Annotated in this window: 17 protein-coding genes; 7 read left to right on the top strand and 10 right to left on the bottom strand. The window is 37.2% G+C overall.

Going from position 1 to position 19,626, the window contains the following annotated elements; translation table 11 throughout:
• Positions 1 to 190: 190 nt before the first annotated feature.
• Positions 191 to 523, top strand: coding sequence for a bacillithiol system redox-active protein YtxJ (gene ytxJ / locus ABDJ41_RS03040; RefSeq protein WP_349784268.1), 333 nt, complete (start codon positions 191 to 193; stop codon positions 521 to 523).
• Here ytxJ and ABDJ41_RS03035 read toward each other — a convergent pair.
• Positions 513 to 917, bottom strand: a complete 405-nt coding sequence (locus ABDJ41_RS03035; RefSeq protein WP_349784267.1) for an OsmC family protein — start codon at positions 915 to 917, stop codon at positions 513 to 515. The two genes, ytxJ and ABDJ41_RS03035, sit on opposite strands and share 11 nt — an antisense overlap.
• Positions 918 to 1,048: 131 nt before the next feature.
• On the opposite strand from ABDJ41_RS03035, the gene lipA reads away from it, so the two are divergent.
• Positions 1,049 to 1,927 (top strand): lipoyl synthase, encoded by an 879-nt coding sequence (gene lipA, locus ABDJ41_RS03030; protein WP_349784266.1) that lies wholly within the window; start codon positions 1,049 to 1,051, stop codon positions 1,925 to 1,927.
• A gap of 57 nt (positions 1,928 to 1,984) precedes the next feature.
• Here lipA and ABDJ41_RS03025 read toward each other — a convergent pair whose 3' ends face one another.
• From ABDJ41_RS03025 to ABDJ41_RS03010, 4 genes are all read right to left on the bottom strand, one after another.
• On the bottom strand, positions 1,985 to 2,929 hold the full coding sequence (locus ABDJ41_RS03025; protein ID WP_349784265.1) for an NAD(P)H-hydrate dehydratase: 945 nt from the start codon (positions 2,927 to 2,929) through the stop codon (positions 1,985 to 1,987).
• 11 nt (positions 2,930 to 2,940) lie between these two features.
• Positions 2,941 to 5,784: an excinuclease ABC subunit UvrA gene (uvrA, locus tag ABDJ41_RS03020; RefSeq protein ID WP_349784264.1), complete on the bottom strand. Its 2,844-nt coding sequence runs from the start codon at positions 5,782 to 5,784 to the stop codon at positions 2,941 to 2,943.
• Positions 5,785 to 5,917: 133 nt separating this feature from the next.
• Positions 5,918 to 6,970, bottom strand: coding sequence for a 2Fe-2S iron-sulfur cluster-binding protein (locus ABDJ41_RS03015; RefSeq protein ID WP_349784263.1), 1,053 nt, complete (start codon positions 6,968 to 6,970; stop codon positions 5,918 to 5,920).
• 90 nt (positions 6,971 to 7,060) lie between these two features.
• Positions 7,061 to 7,810, bottom strand: coding sequence for a lytic transglycosylase domain-containing protein (locus ABDJ41_RS03010; protein WP_502930320.1), 750 nt, complete (start codon positions 7,808 to 7,810; stop codon positions 7,061 to 7,063).
• A gap of 459 nt (positions 7,811 to 8,269) precedes the next feature.
• Between ABDJ41_RS03010 and ABDJ41_RS03005 the strand changes: the two genes are divergently transcribed.
• Positions 8,270 to 9,676 carry a pseudouridine synthase gene (locus ABDJ41_RS03005; RefSeq protein WP_349784261.1) on the top strand — a complete coding sequence of 469 codons (1,407 nt, stop codon included), beginning with the start codon at positions 8,270 to 8,272 and terminating at the stop codon, positions 9,674 to 9,676.
• Positions 9,677 to 9,686: 10 nt separating this feature from the next.
• Positions 9,687 to 10,802, top strand: a complete 1,116-nt coding sequence (locus ABDJ41_RS03000; RefSeq protein ID WP_349784260.1) for a lactonase family protein — start codon at positions 9,687 to 9,689, stop codon at positions 10,800 to 10,802.
• 5 nt (positions 10,803 to 10,807) lie between these two features.
• Here the strand turns inward: ABDJ41_RS03000 and bshA are convergent, their stop codons facing one another.
• From bshA to tilS, 3 genes are all read right to left on the bottom strand, one after another.
• Positions 10,808 to 11,953, bottom strand: coding sequence for an N-acetyl-alpha-D-glucosaminyl L-malate synthase BshA (bshA, locus tag ABDJ41_RS02995; protein ID WP_349784259.1), 1,146 nt, complete (start codon positions 11,951 to 11,953; stop codon positions 10,808 to 10,810).
• 135 nt (positions 11,954 to 12,088) lie between these two features.
• Positions 12,089 to 12,574: a hypothetical protein gene (locus ABDJ41_RS02990; RefSeq protein ID WP_349784258.1), complete on the bottom strand. Its 486-nt coding sequence runs from the start codon at positions 12,572 to 12,574 to the stop codon at positions 12,089 to 12,091.
• A gap of 60 nt (positions 12,575 to 12,634) precedes the next feature.
• Complete coding sequence (gene tilS / locus ABDJ41_RS02985; protein ID WP_349784257.1) at positions 12,635 to 13,990, bottom strand: tRNA lysidine(34) synthetase TilS; 1,356 nt, start codon at positions 13,988 to 13,990, stop codon at positions 12,635 to 12,637.
• A 78-nt stretch (positions 13,991 to 14,068) separates the two neighbouring features.
• Between tilS and ABDJ41_RS02980 the strand changes: the two genes are divergently transcribed.
• Positions 14,069 to 16,420, top strand: coding sequence for an OstA-like protein (locus ABDJ41_RS02980; protein ID WP_349784256.1), 2,352 nt, complete (start codon positions 14,069 to 14,071; stop codon positions 16,418 to 16,420).
• On the opposite strand, the gene rdgB is transcribed toward ABDJ41_RS02980, so the two are convergent.
• Complete coding sequence (rdgB, locus tag ABDJ41_RS02975) at positions 16,395 to 16,973, bottom strand: RdgB/HAM1 family non-canonical purine NTP pyrophosphatase (protein WP_349784255.1); 579 nt, start codon at positions 16,971 to 16,973, stop codon at positions 16,395 to 16,397. The genes ABDJ41_RS02980 and rdgB overlap by 26 nt on opposite strands.
• Before the next feature lie 4 nt (positions 16,974 to 16,977).
• A complete protein-coding gene (locus ABDJ41_RS02970) occupies positions 16,978 to 17,589 on the bottom strand; it encodes a hypothetical protein (RefSeq protein ID WP_349784254.1) in 612 nt (203 codons plus the stop codon).
• A gap of 111 nt (positions 17,590 to 17,700) precedes the next feature.
• Between ABDJ41_RS02970 and ABDJ41_RS02965 the strand changes: the two genes are divergently transcribed.
• Both ABDJ41_RS02965 and ABDJ41_RS02960 read left to right on the top strand, forming a co-directional pair.
• On the top strand, positions 17,701 to 18,201 hold the full coding sequence (locus ABDJ41_RS02965) for a hypothetical protein (protein ID WP_349784253.1): 501 nt from the start codon (positions 17,701 to 17,703) through the stop codon (positions 18,199 to 18,201).
• Between the two features lie 62 nt (positions 18,202 to 18,263).
• On the top strand, positions 18,264 to 19,625 hold the full coding sequence (locus ABDJ41_RS02960; RefSeq protein WP_349784252.1) for a peptidylprolyl isomerase: 1,362 nt from the start codon (positions 18,264 to 18,266) through the stop codon (positions 19,623 to 19,625).
• Position 19,626 lies beyond the last annotated feature (1 nt).

The raw sequence follows: 19,626 nt of genomic DNA, 5'->3' as shown, positions 1-19,626 counted from the left end.
GCTGTAGATTAGTAGTTTAAATAACAAACTCAAAACGATATTACTGATGAAGAGAATTGCAATACTATTGCTTGGCGTATTTTTTGCAATAACTGTCCTGGAAGCTTGTTCTAACAAAATATGCCCTGCCTACAGTTCCTATCCAGAAGGAAGAAGAAGAAGATAAGACGGGTAGATAATTTATAAAATCATGCAGTGGAAAAACATTACTGATCTGGAACAGATCGGTCAGATACAGAAAGAAGAAGGATATAGCTTGATATTTAAGCACAGCACGCGTTGTTCTGTGAGTTCAATGGCAAAAAGACGTTTTGAACAGGATTGGTCTGTTATTCCTGAAGACACCTCTTTATACTTTTTAGATCTGATCAGCCACCGGGATATTTCCGCCCATATTGCTGAAACTTTCCAGGTCCATCATGAATCGCCGCAAATCCTATTGATTAAAAACGGCGATTGCATACTGGACGCTTCACATAGTGACATTTCGGCTGAAGAAGTGGCAGAAGTGATCAGTAATTAAAACTAACGGTTTTCTTGATATCAGGATGTAAACTGAACATCACGGGACAGGTATTAGCTGAACGTTCAATAATCTTTTTGTCTTTGTCTGAATAGTTATTTGCAGGAAACTGAAAGTCAACTACAATCTCTGTAACCCTTCTTGGGTTTTCAGCCATGATCTTTGTGATGTCACAAGTTGTACCATCAATATTAAAACCATGCTCATTCGCTGCAATACCAACAATAGTCAGCATACAATTACCTAATGATGTAGCTAGCAAATCAGTTGGAGAAAATGCCTCACCCTTGCCCTTATTGTCAATAGGTGCATCAGTAATAATTTCATTCCCAGAACGCTGATGAATAGATGTGGTTCTTAAACCACCATTGTAAGTTATTTTTGAAGTACTCATATAAGTAAAAATAAGCAATACCTATTTAAACAATACATAAAATCAAGATAAATCTTTTTTATGATTTAAATTTGATTCTTTCCTTATTTGCCAGTTGGCAATAATTCAAACCTATTATGTAACTTTGCGCTATGATTTCACTACCTGTTGTTTCAGAAGAAAAAGTACAACGTAAGCCAGATTGGCTTAGAGTTAAGCTACCTGTAGGTAAAGAATATGCGCAAGTACGTAGTCTGGTAGATACTCATAAGTTACACACCATCTGCGAAAGTGGCAATTGTCCGAATATGGGAGAGTGCTGGGGAGCAGGTACTGCAACCTTTATGATTCTAGGCAATATCTGTACCCGCTCCTGTTCTTTCTGTGCAGTAGCAACAGGAAGGCCTTTAGCTGTGGATACAGATGAACCTAACCGGGTGGCAAATTCTGTAAAATTGATGCAGGTAAAACACTGTGTAATCACTTCTGTTGATAGAGACGATTTGAAAGATGGAGGCTCAATCATTTGGGCTGAAACTTTACAGGCTATCAGAAGAGAAAGTCCTGAAACAACATTAGAAACATTAATCCCTGATTTTAAAGGACAATGGGATAATCTATATCGTGTTTTAGAGGAACGTCCTGAAGTAATGTCTCATAATGTGGAAACCGTAAAAAGGTTAACCAAACAAGTACGTATACAAGCAAAATATGATAGAAGTCTGGAAGCACTAAGACGCATATCTGAATTCGGTTTAAGAACCAAGACAGGCATTATGCTTGGACTTGGAGAAACTGAAGAAGATGTTCTGGAAGCGATGGATGATCTTGTGGCTAATGGTGTACATATTTTAACACTTGGACAATACCTGCAACCTACACGTAACCACCATCCTGTGGTAGATTGGATCCATCCTGATCAGTTTGCTAAATACAAAGAAATAGGATTGGCAAAAGGATTAAGATATGTAGAAAGTGGCCCATTGGTACGTTCATCTTATCACGCCGAAAAACACTTATTCGACTTTTAACAAGCGATAAATATATATTATAACATTTCAAGAACGCTTTAGGGTGTTCTTTTTGTTTTAATGGGTTTTATTATTTAAAAAGCTTTTAACAGTTATGGGAAGTCTTGCAGCTAATTGTGATGCCGTAATGTTATAATGGCTTACGGCTAATTCATCTCCTGCTTTACCATGAAAGTAACATCCCAGTATTGCAGCTGCTTTTGGACTATAGCCTTGTGCAACATAAGCGGCAATCAAGCCGGTGAGAACATCTCCCATCCCTCCTTGCGACATAGCAGGATTGCCTGTTGGATTAATACAAACATCCCCTTGTTGGTCAATAATAAAGCTATATTGGTTTTTCAATACGATAACAAGGCTTAGCTTTTTGGCCATTACTCTAGCTGTTTGCAGTCTCTCCCACCAACTTTTGTGTTTACCAAACAAACAATCAAACTCCTTTAAATGAGGTGTCAATATTGAATTTTTCGCAAGATGTAACAATAAATCTTCTCGTTTAGATAGAATGTTTAAAGCATCTGCATCGGCAACCACAGGAGTTTTTAAAACAACCAGCTCCTCCACAATACATACCGCTTCAAATAACTTTCCAAGTCCAGGGCCTATCGCTATTGCATCATATTTTTTTAACGATTTAATCTTAACCAGATGAGCCCTGTCCAAATACATGGCTTCAGGCAGTAGGGTATTCAAGGCTGTTAAACCATTTTCAGGGATAGAAACGGTAGTTAAGCCTGCCCCACCATATATACAACCACTTGCACTAAGCAAAGCTGCCCCCATTGTCTTTACATCACCCGCTATGATCAATGCATGTCCGTAAGTCCCCTTATGCGAAAATGACTTCCTTCGCTTTAATATAGCACAGATATCTGCTATTTCAATTAATTGATAGGGAGAGCCTTCTGTTTCTGCGTTCGACTGATCCAATCCTTCATTAACAATCTGTAGTTTGCTTAAAGGATCAGAATCGGGCAGAAAATCACTTACAAACACTGCCATAACTGTTGATTTTACAGGCCTATTTCCTTTTTAAGAAATTTGCCGGTTAAGCTAATTGGGTTTTGTATTAAGCCCTCCGGGGTACCTTCGAAGAGGATTCTTCCCCCTCCAACACCACCTTCTTCACCCAAATCAATTACCCAATCGGCCACTTTTACCACATCCAGGTTATGTTCAATAACCAGTACTGTATTTCCACGTTCAACCAGTTCATTAAGCACACCTAATAATACATTTATATCCTCAAAATGCAGGCCAGTTGTAGGCTCATCTAAAATATAAAATGTCTTACCAGTATCTTTTTTTGAAAGCTCAGTAGCCAACTTAACTCGCTGAGCTTCACCACCAGAAAGTGTAGTAGAGGATTGCCCTAAAGTAATATAGCCCAAACCCACATCTTTCAATGTTTTAATCTTTCTGTAGATAGCAGGCATATTTTCGAAAAAGTCACAAGCCTCCTCAATACTCATATCCAGCACATCACTGATTGACTTACTACGGTACCTTACTTCAAGCGTTTCACGGTTATATCTTTTACCATTACACTCTTCGCATGGTACCTGCACATCAGGAAGAAAATTCATTTCTATCACTTTCATTCCGCCACCTTGACAGGTTTCGCAACGCCCTCCCTTTACATTAAAAGAGAAACGGCCAGGCTTATATCCTCTGATTTTTGCTTCCGGCAATTGCACAAATAGATTTCTGATATCAGAAAAAACACCAGTATAAGTAGATGGATTGGAACGTGGTGTACGTCCAATGGGTGCCTGGTCAATTTCTATAACTTTATCAATTTCTTTTAATCCATTGATCTTTTCGTATGGTAAAGGGTGCTTCTTCGCCCTAAAAAAATGATGATTTAATATTGGGTATAAGGTTTCTGTAATTAAGCTGGATTTACCACTACCAGAAACACCTGTTACGGCTATAAACTTGCCTAAGGGAAAATCTACAGACACGTCTTTTAAATTGTGCCCACTAGCTTTAATGATAGAAAGCTTATGTCCTGTGCCTTTTCTTCTCTTCTTCGGCACCTCAATTCCTTTCTTTCCATTCAAATAAGCGGCTGTAAGCGTGTCAGATTTTAAAATATCGGCTGGAGTGCCTTGAGCAACAATTTCTCCGCCACGCAAACCTGCAGCAGGCCCTACATCAATGACATGATCTGCCTCCAGGATCATATCTTTATCATGTTCAACCACCAATACAGTATTTCCCAGATCTCTCAAGTTCTTTAAAGCACCAATTAGTCGTTCATTATCACGTTGGTGAAGTCCAATACTAGGCTCATCCAAAATGTACATCACATTCATCAATTGCGATCCTATCTGTGTAGCAAGCCTGATCCTTTGCGCTTCTCCACCCGAAAGCGTTCTTGCAGTACGATCAAGGGATAGATAATTCAATCCCACATCACTTAAAAAACCAAGTCTTGAACGGATTTCTTTCAAAACTTCTTTAGCAATTGTATTCTGCCTATCGTTTAGACGGTCTTCCAATCCAATAAACCAGGTTTTAACAGAACTGATATCCATTTCAGCCAATTCAAAAATATTCTTGCCATCTATTTTAAAATTCAGGCTTTCTTTCTTCAAACGAGCTCCATTACATACTGGACAAGTCTTTAATTTACGGAAGCTCTCCATATCATCAACCGCTCCTTCCCCTTTACGTTCTTGCTGTTCCTCTAACAGTTTAATGATACCATCAAAAGTGATCTGATAGTTCTGTACGTTCCACTTGTTATATTCTACAGCTACAGAAAGCAATTCATGAGAACCATTCAATATAATATTGATGATATCATCACCCAGTTTTTCAATTGGAGTAGATAAAGAAAAATTATATTTTTTTGCCAGGGCTTTTAAAACCTGGAACATCCATATATCTCTGTATTCACCCAATGGCGCCAAGCCACCGTTCATAATACTGAGTTTAGGATTTGGCATCACTGATTCTTTATCAACTACGAAGATATATCCTAAACCATCACAGTTCTCACATGCTCCATAAGGAGAGTTAAAAGAAAAACTATTAGGCTGAGGCTCATCATAGGAAATGCCTGTTGTTGGGCACATCAAAAAACGACTGAAGTGAGCTACATTATTTTCCTTATCACTAATTTTAATAATGCCTTTACCTAAACGCATGGCAGTTTGCAAAGAATCCTGTAAGCGTTTGAGATCTTCACGATCAACAATCAGGCGATCTACTACAATCTCAATATCATGGATTTTGTAGCGATCTACTTGCATTTTCGCAGTAATATCCTGAATCTCTCCATCAATACGAACCTTTACATATCCCTGTTTACGTATCTGCTCAAACAACTCCCTGTAATGACCTTTACGTCCTTTAACAACCGGAGCCAAGATATTAACTGGCATTTTATCAAATTTCCTAAAGATATTTTCAAGAATCTGATCTTCGCTCATGCGTTCCATCTTCTCACCGGTATTATAAGAATATGCATCTGCTGTACGTGCATATAGCAAACGCATAAAGTCATATATTTCAGTTATGGTACCAACTGTGGAGCGCGGGTTTTTACTGGTAGTTTTTTGCTCAATGGCAATAACCGGACTCAGGCCGGAAACTTTATCTACATCCGGACGCTCCATTCCTCCCATAAACTGGCGGGAATAAGCACTAAAAGTTTCCATGTACCTGCGCTGCCCCTCAGCATAAATGGTATCGAAAGCCAAAGAAGACTTGCCACTACCACTTAAACCAGTAATAACTACCAGTTTATTTCTTGGAAAGGAGATATCAATATTCTTAAGATTATGCACCCTTGCACCATACACTTCTACATCTTTTTGCTCGCCAAGGTCAACAGTATTTTTGCTCATATATATTTATAAAAGATGCTGAGTCTTTATTTTAAGATTGCAATTCTTTACACTGCAAAATTGCTAAAAATTTTATCAAAACAACTGTGCAAAACTAAAAATTACATTCACATTGTCATCGTTTAATTTAAGTCTACCAGACTATTGTAGTCCCTTCTTCTGTTGGATGTCCGGTACAAACCAATACTCTTCCTGCTGCAATTTCATCATCCATTAATACTTCATTATAATCCATTTCTACCCCACCTTTAATACAATTGGCAGTACAGGTACTGCATATCCCAGCATGGCAACTGTAAGGCAATTCTATTTTGTTTTCGAGTGCTACATCTAAAATAGTCTTGTTGTAAGGAACAGCTATATTATAAATATTGTTCTTAAAATTTAGCACAACATTGTAGGTGTTGGTATGCTTGATGACTCTTTCTGTTGAATCATCCTCATCTATCTCATCCTCCGGCAAAACAAAAGTTTCCCTTTTAATCTGCTCTTGATCAAAACCAAGATTCAATAAGGTAATCCGACATACATCCATATAATCGACCGGTCCACAGGTATACAACAAAGCATCTGCTTTATTGAAGTCCAGATTCTCTTTAACCAACCGCTCAATTAGTTCGCCATTTAGACGAGCCATTAACAGGTTTTGCGACTGACTTAGTACATAAACAATTTTAAACCTATCCGAATATTGCTTTTGTAACACATTCAACTCATCATAAAATAAAGTCTGAGCTGCTGATCGGTTGCTATAAACCAAAACAATCTTACTATTTTTTTCTTTGATTAATGCTGTTTTTATAATAGAGAACAATGGCGTGATCCCAACACCAGCACCAAACAGAAAAACCGTGCGTTGCTTTAGTAGTTCTGGCTTATAATTAAAGCGACCATTAGGTTCAACAGCTGTCAGCACTTCCCCTACAGCTGTCCTATGATGTAATAACCTGGATATCTCACCATTTTCTACTCTCTTGATGGCTATAGCTAGAGGCTCGTCAACATCAGGCGAACTGCAAAGCGAGTAAGATCTCCTTAATTCTTTTCCAGCTACATCAAATACCAGGGTTAAAAACTGTCCTGCCAGATATTTAGGTTTTTCACCATTTACCGGTTCAAAACGTATAATCAGCGTTTCTCCGGGACAATAGGTCATTTCAGTTATTCGCAATTTCAACAATACCATAAGGGGGTAAAATAATAATTTTCCTACAAACCAAAAAGCCGCTTAGTCTAAACTAAACGGCTTTCCCAACTTGCGAGTATTTTTAACTGTTTATTCTACAGTTTTATCTTCAGCTTTTCTATCACGTTCGGCATTGTAAGCCAATAATGTACGAGGTGCTGTATAACCATAATGATCAGGATTTTCAACGATCTGCTTCATAGAAATCAATTTGTAAACATAACCTCCAGTTTCCTGATTTAGTTTGAGTTTAAAATAGTTATCCTGATTTTGTCTGGAGATCTGACGTCTCATATGACCATCACCCACATTGTAAGCGGCAGCAACCAGCGTCCAGCTATCAAAAGTCCTATACAGGTCCTTTATATATTTAGCAGCGGCTATAGTTGATTTACGTAAATTGTTTCGCTCATCAACTTTTGAATTAACTTTCAAACCATACGTACGAGCCGTTCCAGGCATGAATTGCCAGAAACCTGCCGCACCTTTAGGCGAAACGCCACTATTTAATCCAGATTCAACCAAAGGCATATATTTAAAATCTTCGGGAATGCCATATGCGGCAAGGATCGGTTCGATGATAGGAAACCATTCTGCTGCTTTTCTGTGCAGCTTATTGGTCTGTAAATTACTGAAGTAATGTGCAGCAAGCGTTTTCTTCATTTTCCGCTCTACTTTGACATCTCCAAGTGGTAATGTCTCGTCTGCAAAGTTTAATTGATCCATCAATGAAGTTTCCTTCGTGATGTTTGATGTTAGTGTATCTGTACTTATTAATTTTTCTTCTTTTGAAATACTTTTCGCTGCTTGGGGCATGTTGTAAGCAAACACTTTTGCCATAACCAGTAATGTTATTATTACCGTACATGTTATTATGTGTTTCTTTATCATTTTCCTCCTTTTTTTGGTGAACAATTTAAAAACGTCGGCAAAGATACAACATATTAATCTAATTATCAATGTATTACAAAACAAACCCTTAAAATCGATGTTTAAACATAGTTAAAGCACGTTTATAAAAGTGATAAAAAGCGATGTTTTCAGGGTTAAGTATGAAATTCCAGAAACATAATACTGACCAATTTCACCACACAAAACAAACAACACACTAAGTACCCTAATTTGCATTATATACCACCATGCTCTATTGAAGCAAAAGCTTGTAAATTTATCTGGTAATTTGTCTATATCTGGTATTATTCAGGCGCTTAATTGCAGTTCTTACATACTAATATTAGGAATCAGCACTTTTTTTCGTAAATTTGTCGCCCGCATAAATTATGTGGATAAAATCGTATCATGATAAAAAACAACAACAGGAACAGTCGGGATGACAAGTCCAAACCGGGAAACCGAAGCACAACAGGCAGAAAACCAGCTGGAGCATCGTCTTCATACAAGGGAAAAAGCAAGTTTGACGATAAAGAAGGAAGAGACAATAAGTTTGGTGGCAACAAGGATTTTAAACCTGAGACACCGAGAGACAGAGACAACAGAGACTTTAAACCCAGAGAGGGCGAGAAAAGGGATTTCAAATCTAGAGGGCCTAGAGACGGCGAAAATAAAAGCTTCGGTTCCAGAAGCACAGGCTCAAGAGATTTCAAATCTGGCAGCAGAGATAACGACAACAGAGATTTTAAACCGCGTTCTTTTAAAAATGGCGGCACAAGAGAAACTCCTGCCGGAGAAAGCAAACGTAGTTATATAAAGAAAGACCATTTTAATACTGAAGGAGATAAGCCTTTCCGTAAATTTGATGATAAAAAAAGTCAGTCTTCAAGAAGCACTGATAACAGACCTTTCAGAAAAAGAGAAGATGATGGTGCTAAAACTGGATTCAAGGGTTCACGCCCTGAACGTTCTTTTGATCGCGGCGAGCGTGGAGAGCGTTCTGAACGCTCAACTCGTCAGGAACGAAACACATGGGCAGGGCCTGAAAAAGCTCCAGTCATGCGTGGTAGAAAAAATGTGCCCGTTCAGAAGGACGATGGATTAATCCGTTTAAACAGATACATTTCAAATGCAGGAATTTGTTCTCGTCGTAAAGCCGATGAGCTTATTGCCGCAGGTGTAGTTTCTGTTAATGGTGAAATAGTATCTGAGTTGGGGCATAAGATTGACCCGGCAAAAGATCAGGTACGTTACAATGGTGAACTACTTAAACGCGAAAAGAAAGTTTACGTACTATTAAACAAACCTAAAGACTATATCACAACCACTGATGACCCTCAGGAGCGTCGCACAGTCATGCAATTGGTTGACAAGGCAAGCAGAGAACGTATTTATCCAGTAGGCAGGTTAGACCGTAATACAACAGGTTTATTGCTAATGACTAATGACGGTGATCTTGCTGATAAACTCTCTCACCCGAAAAATGGTATTACTAAGATATATCATGTTGAATTGAACAAAAGTTTAAGTCAGGGTGACCTTAATAAAATTCAATTCGGTTTGGAACTTGAAGATGGTATTATTAAACCAGATTCAGTATCTTACGTAACCGGAGGATCCAAACGTGAAATAGGCATACAAATCCATAGTGGTAAAAACAGGATTGTACGTCGTATATTCGAGCACTTAGGGTATGATGTAGTGAAACTGGATCGTGTTGTGTATGGCAACCTTACTAAAAAAGATCTACCACGTGGAAGATGGCGTTACCTGGAAGAGCATGAGTTAATCCAGATTAAGCATCTGATAAAATAAAAATTATAACATGAAAAAGATCCCCTCGTTTTTATTGCTGATACTTTTAACGCTGCAAAGCTTCGCTCAACAAAAGAACTACAATTTAATCATAGGGACTTACACCAGTCCAGGTAAAAGTGAGGGGATCTATATATATAACTTTGACGTTAACACAGCTGATTCCAAATTCAAAAGTGTAGCCAAAGAACTAACTAATCCCAGCTACGTAGCTGTCAGCAACAATAACAAATTCCTTTACTCTGTCTCTGAAGGCTCAAGTAGTACATTAGGCGCCTTTGCATTTGATGGATTAAAAGCTGAGTTGAGCTTTTTAAATAAACAGACAACTGGCAGTCGCGGTGCCTGTTTTGTACTTGCTGATGAGAAACATGTTATTTCTGCCAACTATGGAGGTGGGAGTATTTCTGTTTTTGGAATAGAAGCTAATGGTAGTTTAACTCCTTTAAAACAACTACTTCAGCATACTGGAAAAAGTATAGATCCGCAAAAAAGACAGGAAAGCGCTCATGCACACCAGGTTCAATTTACACCAGATCATAAGTATGTAGTTTGTACAGACCTTGGTGAAGACCAGATATATATATATAATTATAATAAAGAAGGAAAAGAACAGGTACTAAGCGTTAACAATATCGTTAAAACTAACCCTGGTTCTGGCCCGCGACATCTTACATTTAGCCCTAATGGCAAGTACGCCTATCTTGCACACGAATTTAACGGCAGCATTACCACCTATGCTTATAATAACGGAAAACTGAACAAAATTCAGGAAATAGCTACTACAGATAAGGATTTCTCAGGCCGGATCGACGGAGCAGATATACACGTCTCTCCCGATGGCAGATTCCTGTATGAAACCAATCGTGGCGATGCCAATACCATTTCTGCATTTGCCATACAGTCTAATGGTAAACTTAAATCTGTGTCTCGCATAAGTACGCTTGGTAAGGGCCCAAGAAACTTTACAATTGATCCGACTGGCAAATTCTTGCTGGTAGGCCATCAATACACTAATAATGTTGTTATTTTTGAGCGCAATAAAAAAACCGGCACCTTGAAGGATACCGGCAAAAGAATTGAGCTAAATGCTCCTGTATGTTTGATCTTTGCTCCTATTAAGTAAGCCGATTATAATTTCACCCTTTTTGTTGATTCAGCAATAACCTTGTTATAATAAGCCACATAATCAGGTAGTATTTTCTTCAGGTCGAAATCCTGAGCTCTGGCAAATGCATTTTCCTTAAACTGTTGTAGGACTTCATCATTTTCTAGAATACGAACCGCCTTTTCAGCCATATCATCTATATCACCAACATTACTCATAAAACCTGAGAAACCATCTACATTTAATTCAGGCAAGCCACCGGAGTTAGAAGTAATTGTAGGCACTTTACAAGCCATAGCTTCTAATGCAGCCAGACCAAAGCTTTCGGAATCAGAAGGCATTAAGAACAAGTCAGAAACAGACAAAATCTCTTCCACAGCATCCTGTTTACCTAAAAAGCGTACATGCTCGCAAATACCCAGGTCTCTGCATAATTTCTCATCAGATGCACGTTCAGGGCCATCACCAACCATTAGCAATTTAGATGGGATTCTCTGCAAAATTTTCTGAAAAATACGAATCACATCGGCAGTACGTTTCACCTTTCTAAAATTGGAAGTATGAATCAGTATACGCTCATTATTAGGGGCAATAGCCTTTTTAAAATGATCCTTTGGTTTTAAACTAAATCGAGAAAAATCTATAAAATTGGGAATCACTTTGATTTCATTTCTGATATCAAAATGCTCTTCAGTATCTTTCTTTAAACTTTCAGAAACGGTGGTTACTCCATCTGATTTGTTAATCGAAAAAGTAACTACAGGCTTGTAGGTTGGATCCTTTCCTACAAGTGTAATATCAGTTCCGTGCAACGTAGTTACAAAAGGAATATAAATACCATAAGTTTCGAGAATCTGCTTTGCCATAAAGGCAGCTGAGGCATGTGGAATTGCATAATGTACATGTAGAATATCCAATTTCTCAAACCTCACCACATCAACCAGTTTACTTGCCAATGCAGATTCATACGGTGCATAATCAAACAAAGGATAATCCCTTACAGATACTTCGTGATAAAAAAGATTGGCAGAGAAGAAATCCAGACGTGCTGGCTGACTGTATGTAATAAAATGTACTTGATGACCTTCATCGGCTAATGCCTTTCCAAGTTCAGTAGCTACAACGCCACTACCACCAAAAGTAGGGTAACAAACAATACCTATTTTCATAAAAACAAATTAGTTTCATGAAGCTATCATGAGCATGTACATACAATCTCTATGCTCACGACGGTTTCAAGAAATTATTTAACGCTGCAAAGTACAGTACTTAAAACGATGATTGTGTTAAACTAATGCAATTATTTAGCTAAATCTCATTTCTTCCTGAATAACCAGATACATCTCATTTGGTCTTTGTGTACCAATATAATATTCCAAGCCATCACGGTCTGTCAGAACAACTGCATCTTTACCAGAAGAATAAAACCTAATGCTTCCTTTGCGGTGCAAATTATATACCGGATTATTTAATAAAAAGCTACTATAAGAGTCTTTTCTAACCTTCACTATTGAATTTAAATCGATCACGACTTTTCTTGCAGACCACAAACCATCAATGATAATCTTTTTATCGGCTATCATGGTTTTATATTGAATCAGAAAAAGCAACAATATAGACACACCTATAATACCAAAACCTACCACCAGAAAAAGATCCTGGGTATTATCGCGATCACGTTCATAAACGTAAGCAGCAAAACAAAATGCCGCCATCACCAACCTGATACATATTCTTATGTAATCTCGGCCAATATATTGTTTCTCAAAAAAAGCGTATCGGTTTCCCATGTGTGCGTGTATTTTCAATAAAGTTACTGGTTTTTTTATTGCATCCTGCTTTCGACTTCCTTAAGATTGTTTAGGAATTGTAATATGTACCTTCTGAAGCTCAAAAACAGCTACCCTCCTCGTACTTTCAGTAAGTTTATACCTATTATCCTGTCTCCAACCTGCAATCCAAATGATCTCCCCATTTCCATTTACCAATATTGGAATTCGCCCCTTTTCACTAACCGGAACTTTCTCATCAATAAAAAAATCACTTAGCTTTTTAAAGTTATCCATTCCTAATGGCATAAACCGATCTCCATCCTGCCACTTCCGTAATACCAATGGAAATACAAGTTTATTGGAATCAACATAAGCAACATCTTTATTTTTCTTAAAATTCAAATCATCTGATAAACTGATAAGCATCTGATTATCTCCAAATCTTATCAAGTTGCTATCAGCATGAATAAGTATATCACTTAACACCTGATCAACTGACTTATATATAATCAGCCAACCCCTATCTACAACAATCCTATGTGAACTACTCAGAAAAGCAGTACCACTTTGCTTATCTAAACTTTCTAAAAGATCGGCAATCACAGGCTCCGTGAAATCGAAAGGTCTGAGTAGTTCAAAAAGCAATAATTGTTTAGGCATTAAAGCTTTCACAGCTTCTATTGATAAATAAAACCTTCCTTGCTTTTCTTTTAATATTTCCTGTCTTAGTTTATCCACTACCTGCTGTAAAACTATTTCAGTTTCAGCAAAACGTCTGATGTTGTGAATAAAAGTTTCCTCAATATTAGGATTGATTTCCTTAAGTTGAGGGATTACGTTCAGCCTGATTTTATTACGTGAATAGTAGGTACTCAGATTGGAGCTATCTTCCACATAATCTATTTTATTTTCTTTGATGATTGACGCAATATCAGCCGCTGAAAGAAACAATAAAGGCCTGATCAGCCTATCCTTTTTAGGCAAAATCCCATGTAAGCCGGCAATGCCAGTCCCACGTGTCAGATTTAACAACACTGTTTCTATAGCATCATCCTGATGTTGTGCTAATGCGATATAGTCATATCCTTCTTGCTGTCTAACTTCCTCAAACCATTCATAACGCAATATCCTTGCAGCCATTTGAGTAGACACCTTATGTTTTTCTGCAAAATCCTTCGTTTTAAAATGAGTCACATAAAATGGAACGCCCAGACTTGCAGCCAGCATTTTCACAAATGCTTCATCTCTTTGAGACTCATCAGCCCTTAAATTAAAATTGCAATGTGCAATACCAAATTCAAATCCAGAGAGTTTAAATAGCTGTGCCATTAGAACAGAGTCCTTGCCCCCGCTTACAGCTAAAAGAATTCTATCTTTCGGCTGAAAAAGTACTTGTTGATTGATATAGGTTTGAAAATTCTGCAGGGGTAACATGGTTTCAAAAATAATGAATAAAAATCCATGATGATATCATAACCTTTAAAAAACAAATTTTAAAACTAACTTTGTATTGTGCAAAAATTACACTATTTCCTATTTCTATTATTGTTATCCAGCTCTGTGCTTGCACAGCAGAAGACAAAAATTATTGTTGAAAGCTGGCAGGCTACTAATGTAGATGCCAAAAAGAACATATCTTATTTGAGAAAACCTGTATTCAGACAGGACAATGCAACCCTGACTTGCGACAGTGCAGTTTTTTATGTGAATGAAAACGTTTTTGATGCCTTCAATAATGTACACATTAATCAGGCTGATACGATTAACATCTATTCTGACCGCCTAAATTATAACGGAAATACAAAAATTGCACATTTAACCAGCAATGTACGAATGGTAGATCGCGAATCCGTACTTACTACCAATATCCTGGATTACAACATGGCCACTAAGTATGGCACATATATTACCGGTGGTAAAATTGTTAGCAAAGATGTAACCTTAACGAGTAAAAATGGATACTATTTTTCCAATACGCGTGATGCTTATTTTAGATACAATGTAGTTGTTGTAACCCCTGAGAGTGTCATCAATTCAGACACCTTACGTTATAACACATTAACCAACTGGACTTATTTTTACGGACCAACCAATATTAAGGGTAAAGACGATAACCTATACACCGAAAACGGTGCCTATAATACAAAAACCCAATATGCTTATTTCGGAAAGAAGAACCTATATACCATGGGTTCAAAATCCCTTAAAGGAGATAGTTTATACTATGATGGTATAGCCGGATATGGAAAAGCAGTAAGAAATATTGTATTTAAAGACACTACGGATAAAACGGTAATGTATGGTCAACTTGGTTTTTACTATAAAAAAGATGAAAGAACACTGGTTACCAAAAATCCTTATGTAGGATTAGGTACTGCGGATTCCATTATGGTAAACAACATAAAGCAACCAGACAGTTTATGGATGGGAGCCGATACATTGGAGACGCAGATGGTTCTTAAAAAATCATTGATATTAATTTCCTCTCCTGTCATTAAAAAAGATAATGAATTGGGTGAAGAAGACGATCCAGAAGATAAAAAAGTTAGTCCATCAGCCCCCAAGGCAATACCAAATGAAAATACATCAGCTCCCAAAAAGCTGGATAAGGATATTAAAAAGAGTTCAAAGGCAATAAAGAACGCACCTAAAAAGCCATTGGAAGGTGCTGAAATTAAGCAAGGCGCAGATAGTCTTTTAAAAGATAGTACAGTAATGGATAGTCTGCAACTCCTTAAAAAGACACTCCCCATACCAAAGGATTCCGTATTAAAATCAAAGGCAGACTCAATTTTAAAAATAGGGAAAGACAGTGTTTCAAAAGCAGTTAAAACTGCTGTCCCAATGGTAAAGGGGAAAATTGACACCACTTTAAAAGGAAAAGTTGATCCTTTACTAGAAGGGAAAGTAGATACGACTTTAAAGGGAGCTCTTGCTAATAAAATGAAGAATGTAGCAGTCAAGGATTCCGTACCATTCAATCCTGAAGATACTATACGAACACGGATCATTAAGGCTTATCATGACGTACGAGTTTATAAGTCTAATATGCAGGCTAAAGCCGACTCCCTATTTTACACTGCTGCTGACTCCACACTACGTTGGTACAAAGATCCTATTCTTTGGGCAGATGGCTCACAACAAACCGGAGATACTATTTACCTGCAATTAAAAAACAAAAAGTTAAGAACATTGCAAGTCTTACAGAATGCTTTTCTGGTAAATGTCAATGCCGATTCCGCGAAGTACAACCAGATCAAGGGAAAACTAATTACTGCTTTTTTTGATGACGGGAAGCTCCAAAACATGTTTGTAGATGGAAATGCAGAGAGTATTTATTTCAATCAAAATGAAAAAAAGGTCTATACTGATATGAACCAAACGGTGAGTAGTCGTATAAAAATCTTATTTAAAGATAAAGAAATTGCAAGGATTGTGACAATCAGAGAACCAGAAGGAATCAGAACTCCCGTTCCTGAATTAAAGGAAGATGTTTTTCTAACAGGTTTTACCTGGAAACCAGAACTCAGGCCACGTTCTAAAAAGGAAGTAATTAGTGGAAGAGCCAAGGCTAAGTCGCCCGCAAAAAAAGCACCTGTCAAAAGTACACCTGTCAAAAGCACTAAAGGTATAACAGCTAAAGATACAGTAGCAACACAACCTAAAAACTCTAAAGTCCCTGCAACAAATTCTTTAAATAAAACAACTGTTGATTTAAAGAACAAAGTGCTGGAAAAACCTGTTAATCCAGAAGTTCAAAAGGACAGTATCGCAAGGAAAACTGTTAAAGAAAGTATTGTAAAACCTGTTGTTGACAGCATTTCAAAAAGTGATACGACTAAGGTTGCTCCTTTAAAAAAGTAATCAGTTTATTCATGGCTAATGCCCTGTGGCTGATTTGATTCTTCTGCTCCATACTCATTTCTGCAAAAGTTATATTATAACCAGCAGGCTCAAAAACAGGATCATAGCCAAAACCCTTTTCACCAGAAGGACTAGTTCTGATCGTTCCATTAATGATACCTTCAAAAAGAAAAACCTCTCCATTTCTAATTAAGGAAATAACGGTTCTGAAACGTGCCTTTCTATTAGACTGTCCTTCCATTTTCTGTAGAACCAGGTTAAGATTTGCACGATCATCCTTTATCCCAGAATATCTTGCAGAGAAAATACCAGGCTCTTGATTCAACGCTTCTATTTCTAAACCACTATCATCAGCAAAACAATCCATTTGATAATGATCTGCGACATATCTGCTCTTCAATGTTGCATTTTCTGCAAAGGTATCACCGGTTTCAGGAATATCTGTATCACAACCAATATCATTTAGGTTTAACACACTATATTCATTCATTAGCAGATTACGCACTTCCTGGGTTTTATGTTGGTTATTCGTAGCAAAAACAAGTTCTTTCATATTATTACAATCCAAGATTTTGAAGACTTCCCCACAATGCCTTTTTCCCAGCAGGGTTCTTATCTAATATTCTGAGCTCTGCAGAAAATATCATTTTAACTGCTCCTTCCATCACAATAGTATGCTCAGGATGTGTTGTGCTTAAGAAGAGCTCTGCGGGAGTTACACCAAAAGAGAAAATCACAGTGCTCGAAAAGTGCGACTGCAGTTGTTTAAACCCCACCCCCTTATACTTTGCATAATTCAGTAAGGCAAAATCATTAGCACTTAGGTTAATTGATTTTACAATTTTCCGCAACAATTCACGCCCGTCTTCATCACTTACATCATTTTGCTCATCGTTAACCAGAATCAGAATATTACGCAGGTTCTTGCCTAAGTATTTAAACTCTATCGTTTGAGGAACTGTGATGTCAACCAGAGTTTCAGCAACCATAGCAGCAGACTTAACGATAGGTTCATCTGCAGAAGCGACATTTCCTGTAGTTGAACCCTTTGGTTTATCGACACTCACACCCACAACAACATCCTGACTACCAACATCATCAACTAAATAAACATCGTCTGTAAAAAATAAATGTAAGGCTGTTCTATCAGCTGTCAATTGGCTATCCATTAATGATAATTTTACTAGGAATATTTTTTCTGTTAAAATTAGTTAAATATCTTATTATAGTGCCTTTATTTATTACTTTTATGCCTTAAAAATATACACTATATATCTTTTGTGAGAAAAGCTTATTGCATTTTAATCTTATGTTTTTTTGTTAAAGGTGCATTTGCACAAAATGTAGCTACCATTAATGGAAAGCCTATTAGCAATAAGGAATTTATATGGTTTTATAAAAAGAACCATAAAGGCAATTCAACTACTTCGATAAAAGATTTAGAAGATTATTTAAACCAGTACATCAACTTTAAGCTTAAAGTTTTAGATGCCAGAGATATGGGTTTAGACGCGGATACTGCGTATCTTGCAGAAATGAAAAACTATGAGTCTGCGTTGGATGCTCAAAAAAGAACTTCCAAAACGAGTCAGACCCATAAAATGATGATGAATGAGTACCGCGATGCAGCTTTAATGTTTAATGTATCGGAAATAAAGGTCTGGAATAAGCCGATCGATGATCAGGAACGAATTGAAAAGGATTGGATTGATACACTAAGAAAAAAATATAGTGTGAAGATTAATCAAAATGAGATAAGAAAACTGGCAAAGTTGGATTAAACTAGCCAATAGCAATTGAGAATATTAAATTTGCAAAAAGAATACAATTGAACAAATATATAATGAAGAGAATTTTTTTGATCGCAAGCGGATTAATCTGTTTGTTTTTTAATACCCAGGCACAAAAAAAGAACATAGATAAGGTCGTAGCGGTATTAGGAAGCAATATTATATTGTTATCTGATTTAAACCAGCAATATGCACAGTTTCTTAATTCTGGAAATCCAGATGATCCGAATGTAAAATGCTACATACTACAGCAAATGCTTGCTCAAAAACTATTGAAACAACAGGCAGAAATTGACTCAGTTACAGTAGACGAGTCTCAAATTGATGAAGAGGTAGAGAAGCGTATGCGCTACCAGATTCAAAGAGCTGGTGGACAGGAACGTTTAGAACAATTCTTAAACCGCTCTGTATTGCAATATAAAGATGAGATCAGGCCTGACATTAAGGAACAGCTGATTTCTAATAAAATGCAGCAAAAAATCACTCAGGATGTCGGCATCACACCCTTAGAGGTAAAAAAATACTTTGACGGTTATAAAAAAGATAGTTTACCTGATATTCCAACAGAGTTTGAAATCGGTGAAATTGTGATGTACCCTAAACTTACTAAAGCTGAGAAACAAAAGTTCCATGATAAGATTGATGCATTGCGCTTGAGAATAAAAAGTGGTGAAGACTTTGGTTTCCTTGCAAAATCATACTCTGAAGATCCAGGTTCAGCACCTGACGGAGGAGACCTGGGCTTCTTTGACCGCACCAGAATGGTAAAAGAATTTACTGCTCAGGCTTTTAAATTAAAAGCAGGTGAAATCTCGCCTGTTTTTGAAACAGAACATGGATTCCACATCCTACAAGTAATAGAACGTCGTGGTGAACAAGTAAACGCACGTCACATTTTAATCCGTCCAGTAACTACACCTGCTAGTTTAGAGCGCATCAAATTTAAAGCAGATACAATTTACCAGAATCTTGTTAGTAAAAAAATACCATTCTCTTTTGCTGCATCACAATATTCTGATAATAAAGAATCTCAATATAATGGAGGTATGATTCTTTATGCTGATAATGTGACAGCAAGGACAACATTTATACCTGCTGATAAGCTTGATCCTAAAGTATTCCTGATTGTTGATACCATGAAAGTGGGTGAAATATCAACACCAACCTTATTTACCGATCAAAGTGGTAAGGATGGTTATAAAATTCTTTATCTGAAATCTAAAATCCCACCTCATAAAGGAAACCTGGAGCAAGATTATGCTAAGTTTAAAGAAAGAGCGCAACAGGAAAAAACAGATAAGATCTTAAGTGAGTGGTTCGAAAAAAGAAGAGAAAATACTTATATCCGTATTGATGAGGACTACGACAACTGTGATGAGTTAAAAATCTGGTCGGCTAAGTCTGCAAAAAAATAAC

Source organism: Pedobacter sp. ASV1-7, assembly GCF_040203335.1.
Lineage (GTDB): Bacteria > Bacteroidota > Bacteroidia > Sphingobacteriales > Sphingobacteriaceae > Pedobacter.
The sequence above is the reverse complement of the archived record's forward strand: the minus strand, read 5'-3'. Positions and strand labels throughout refer to the sequence as shown.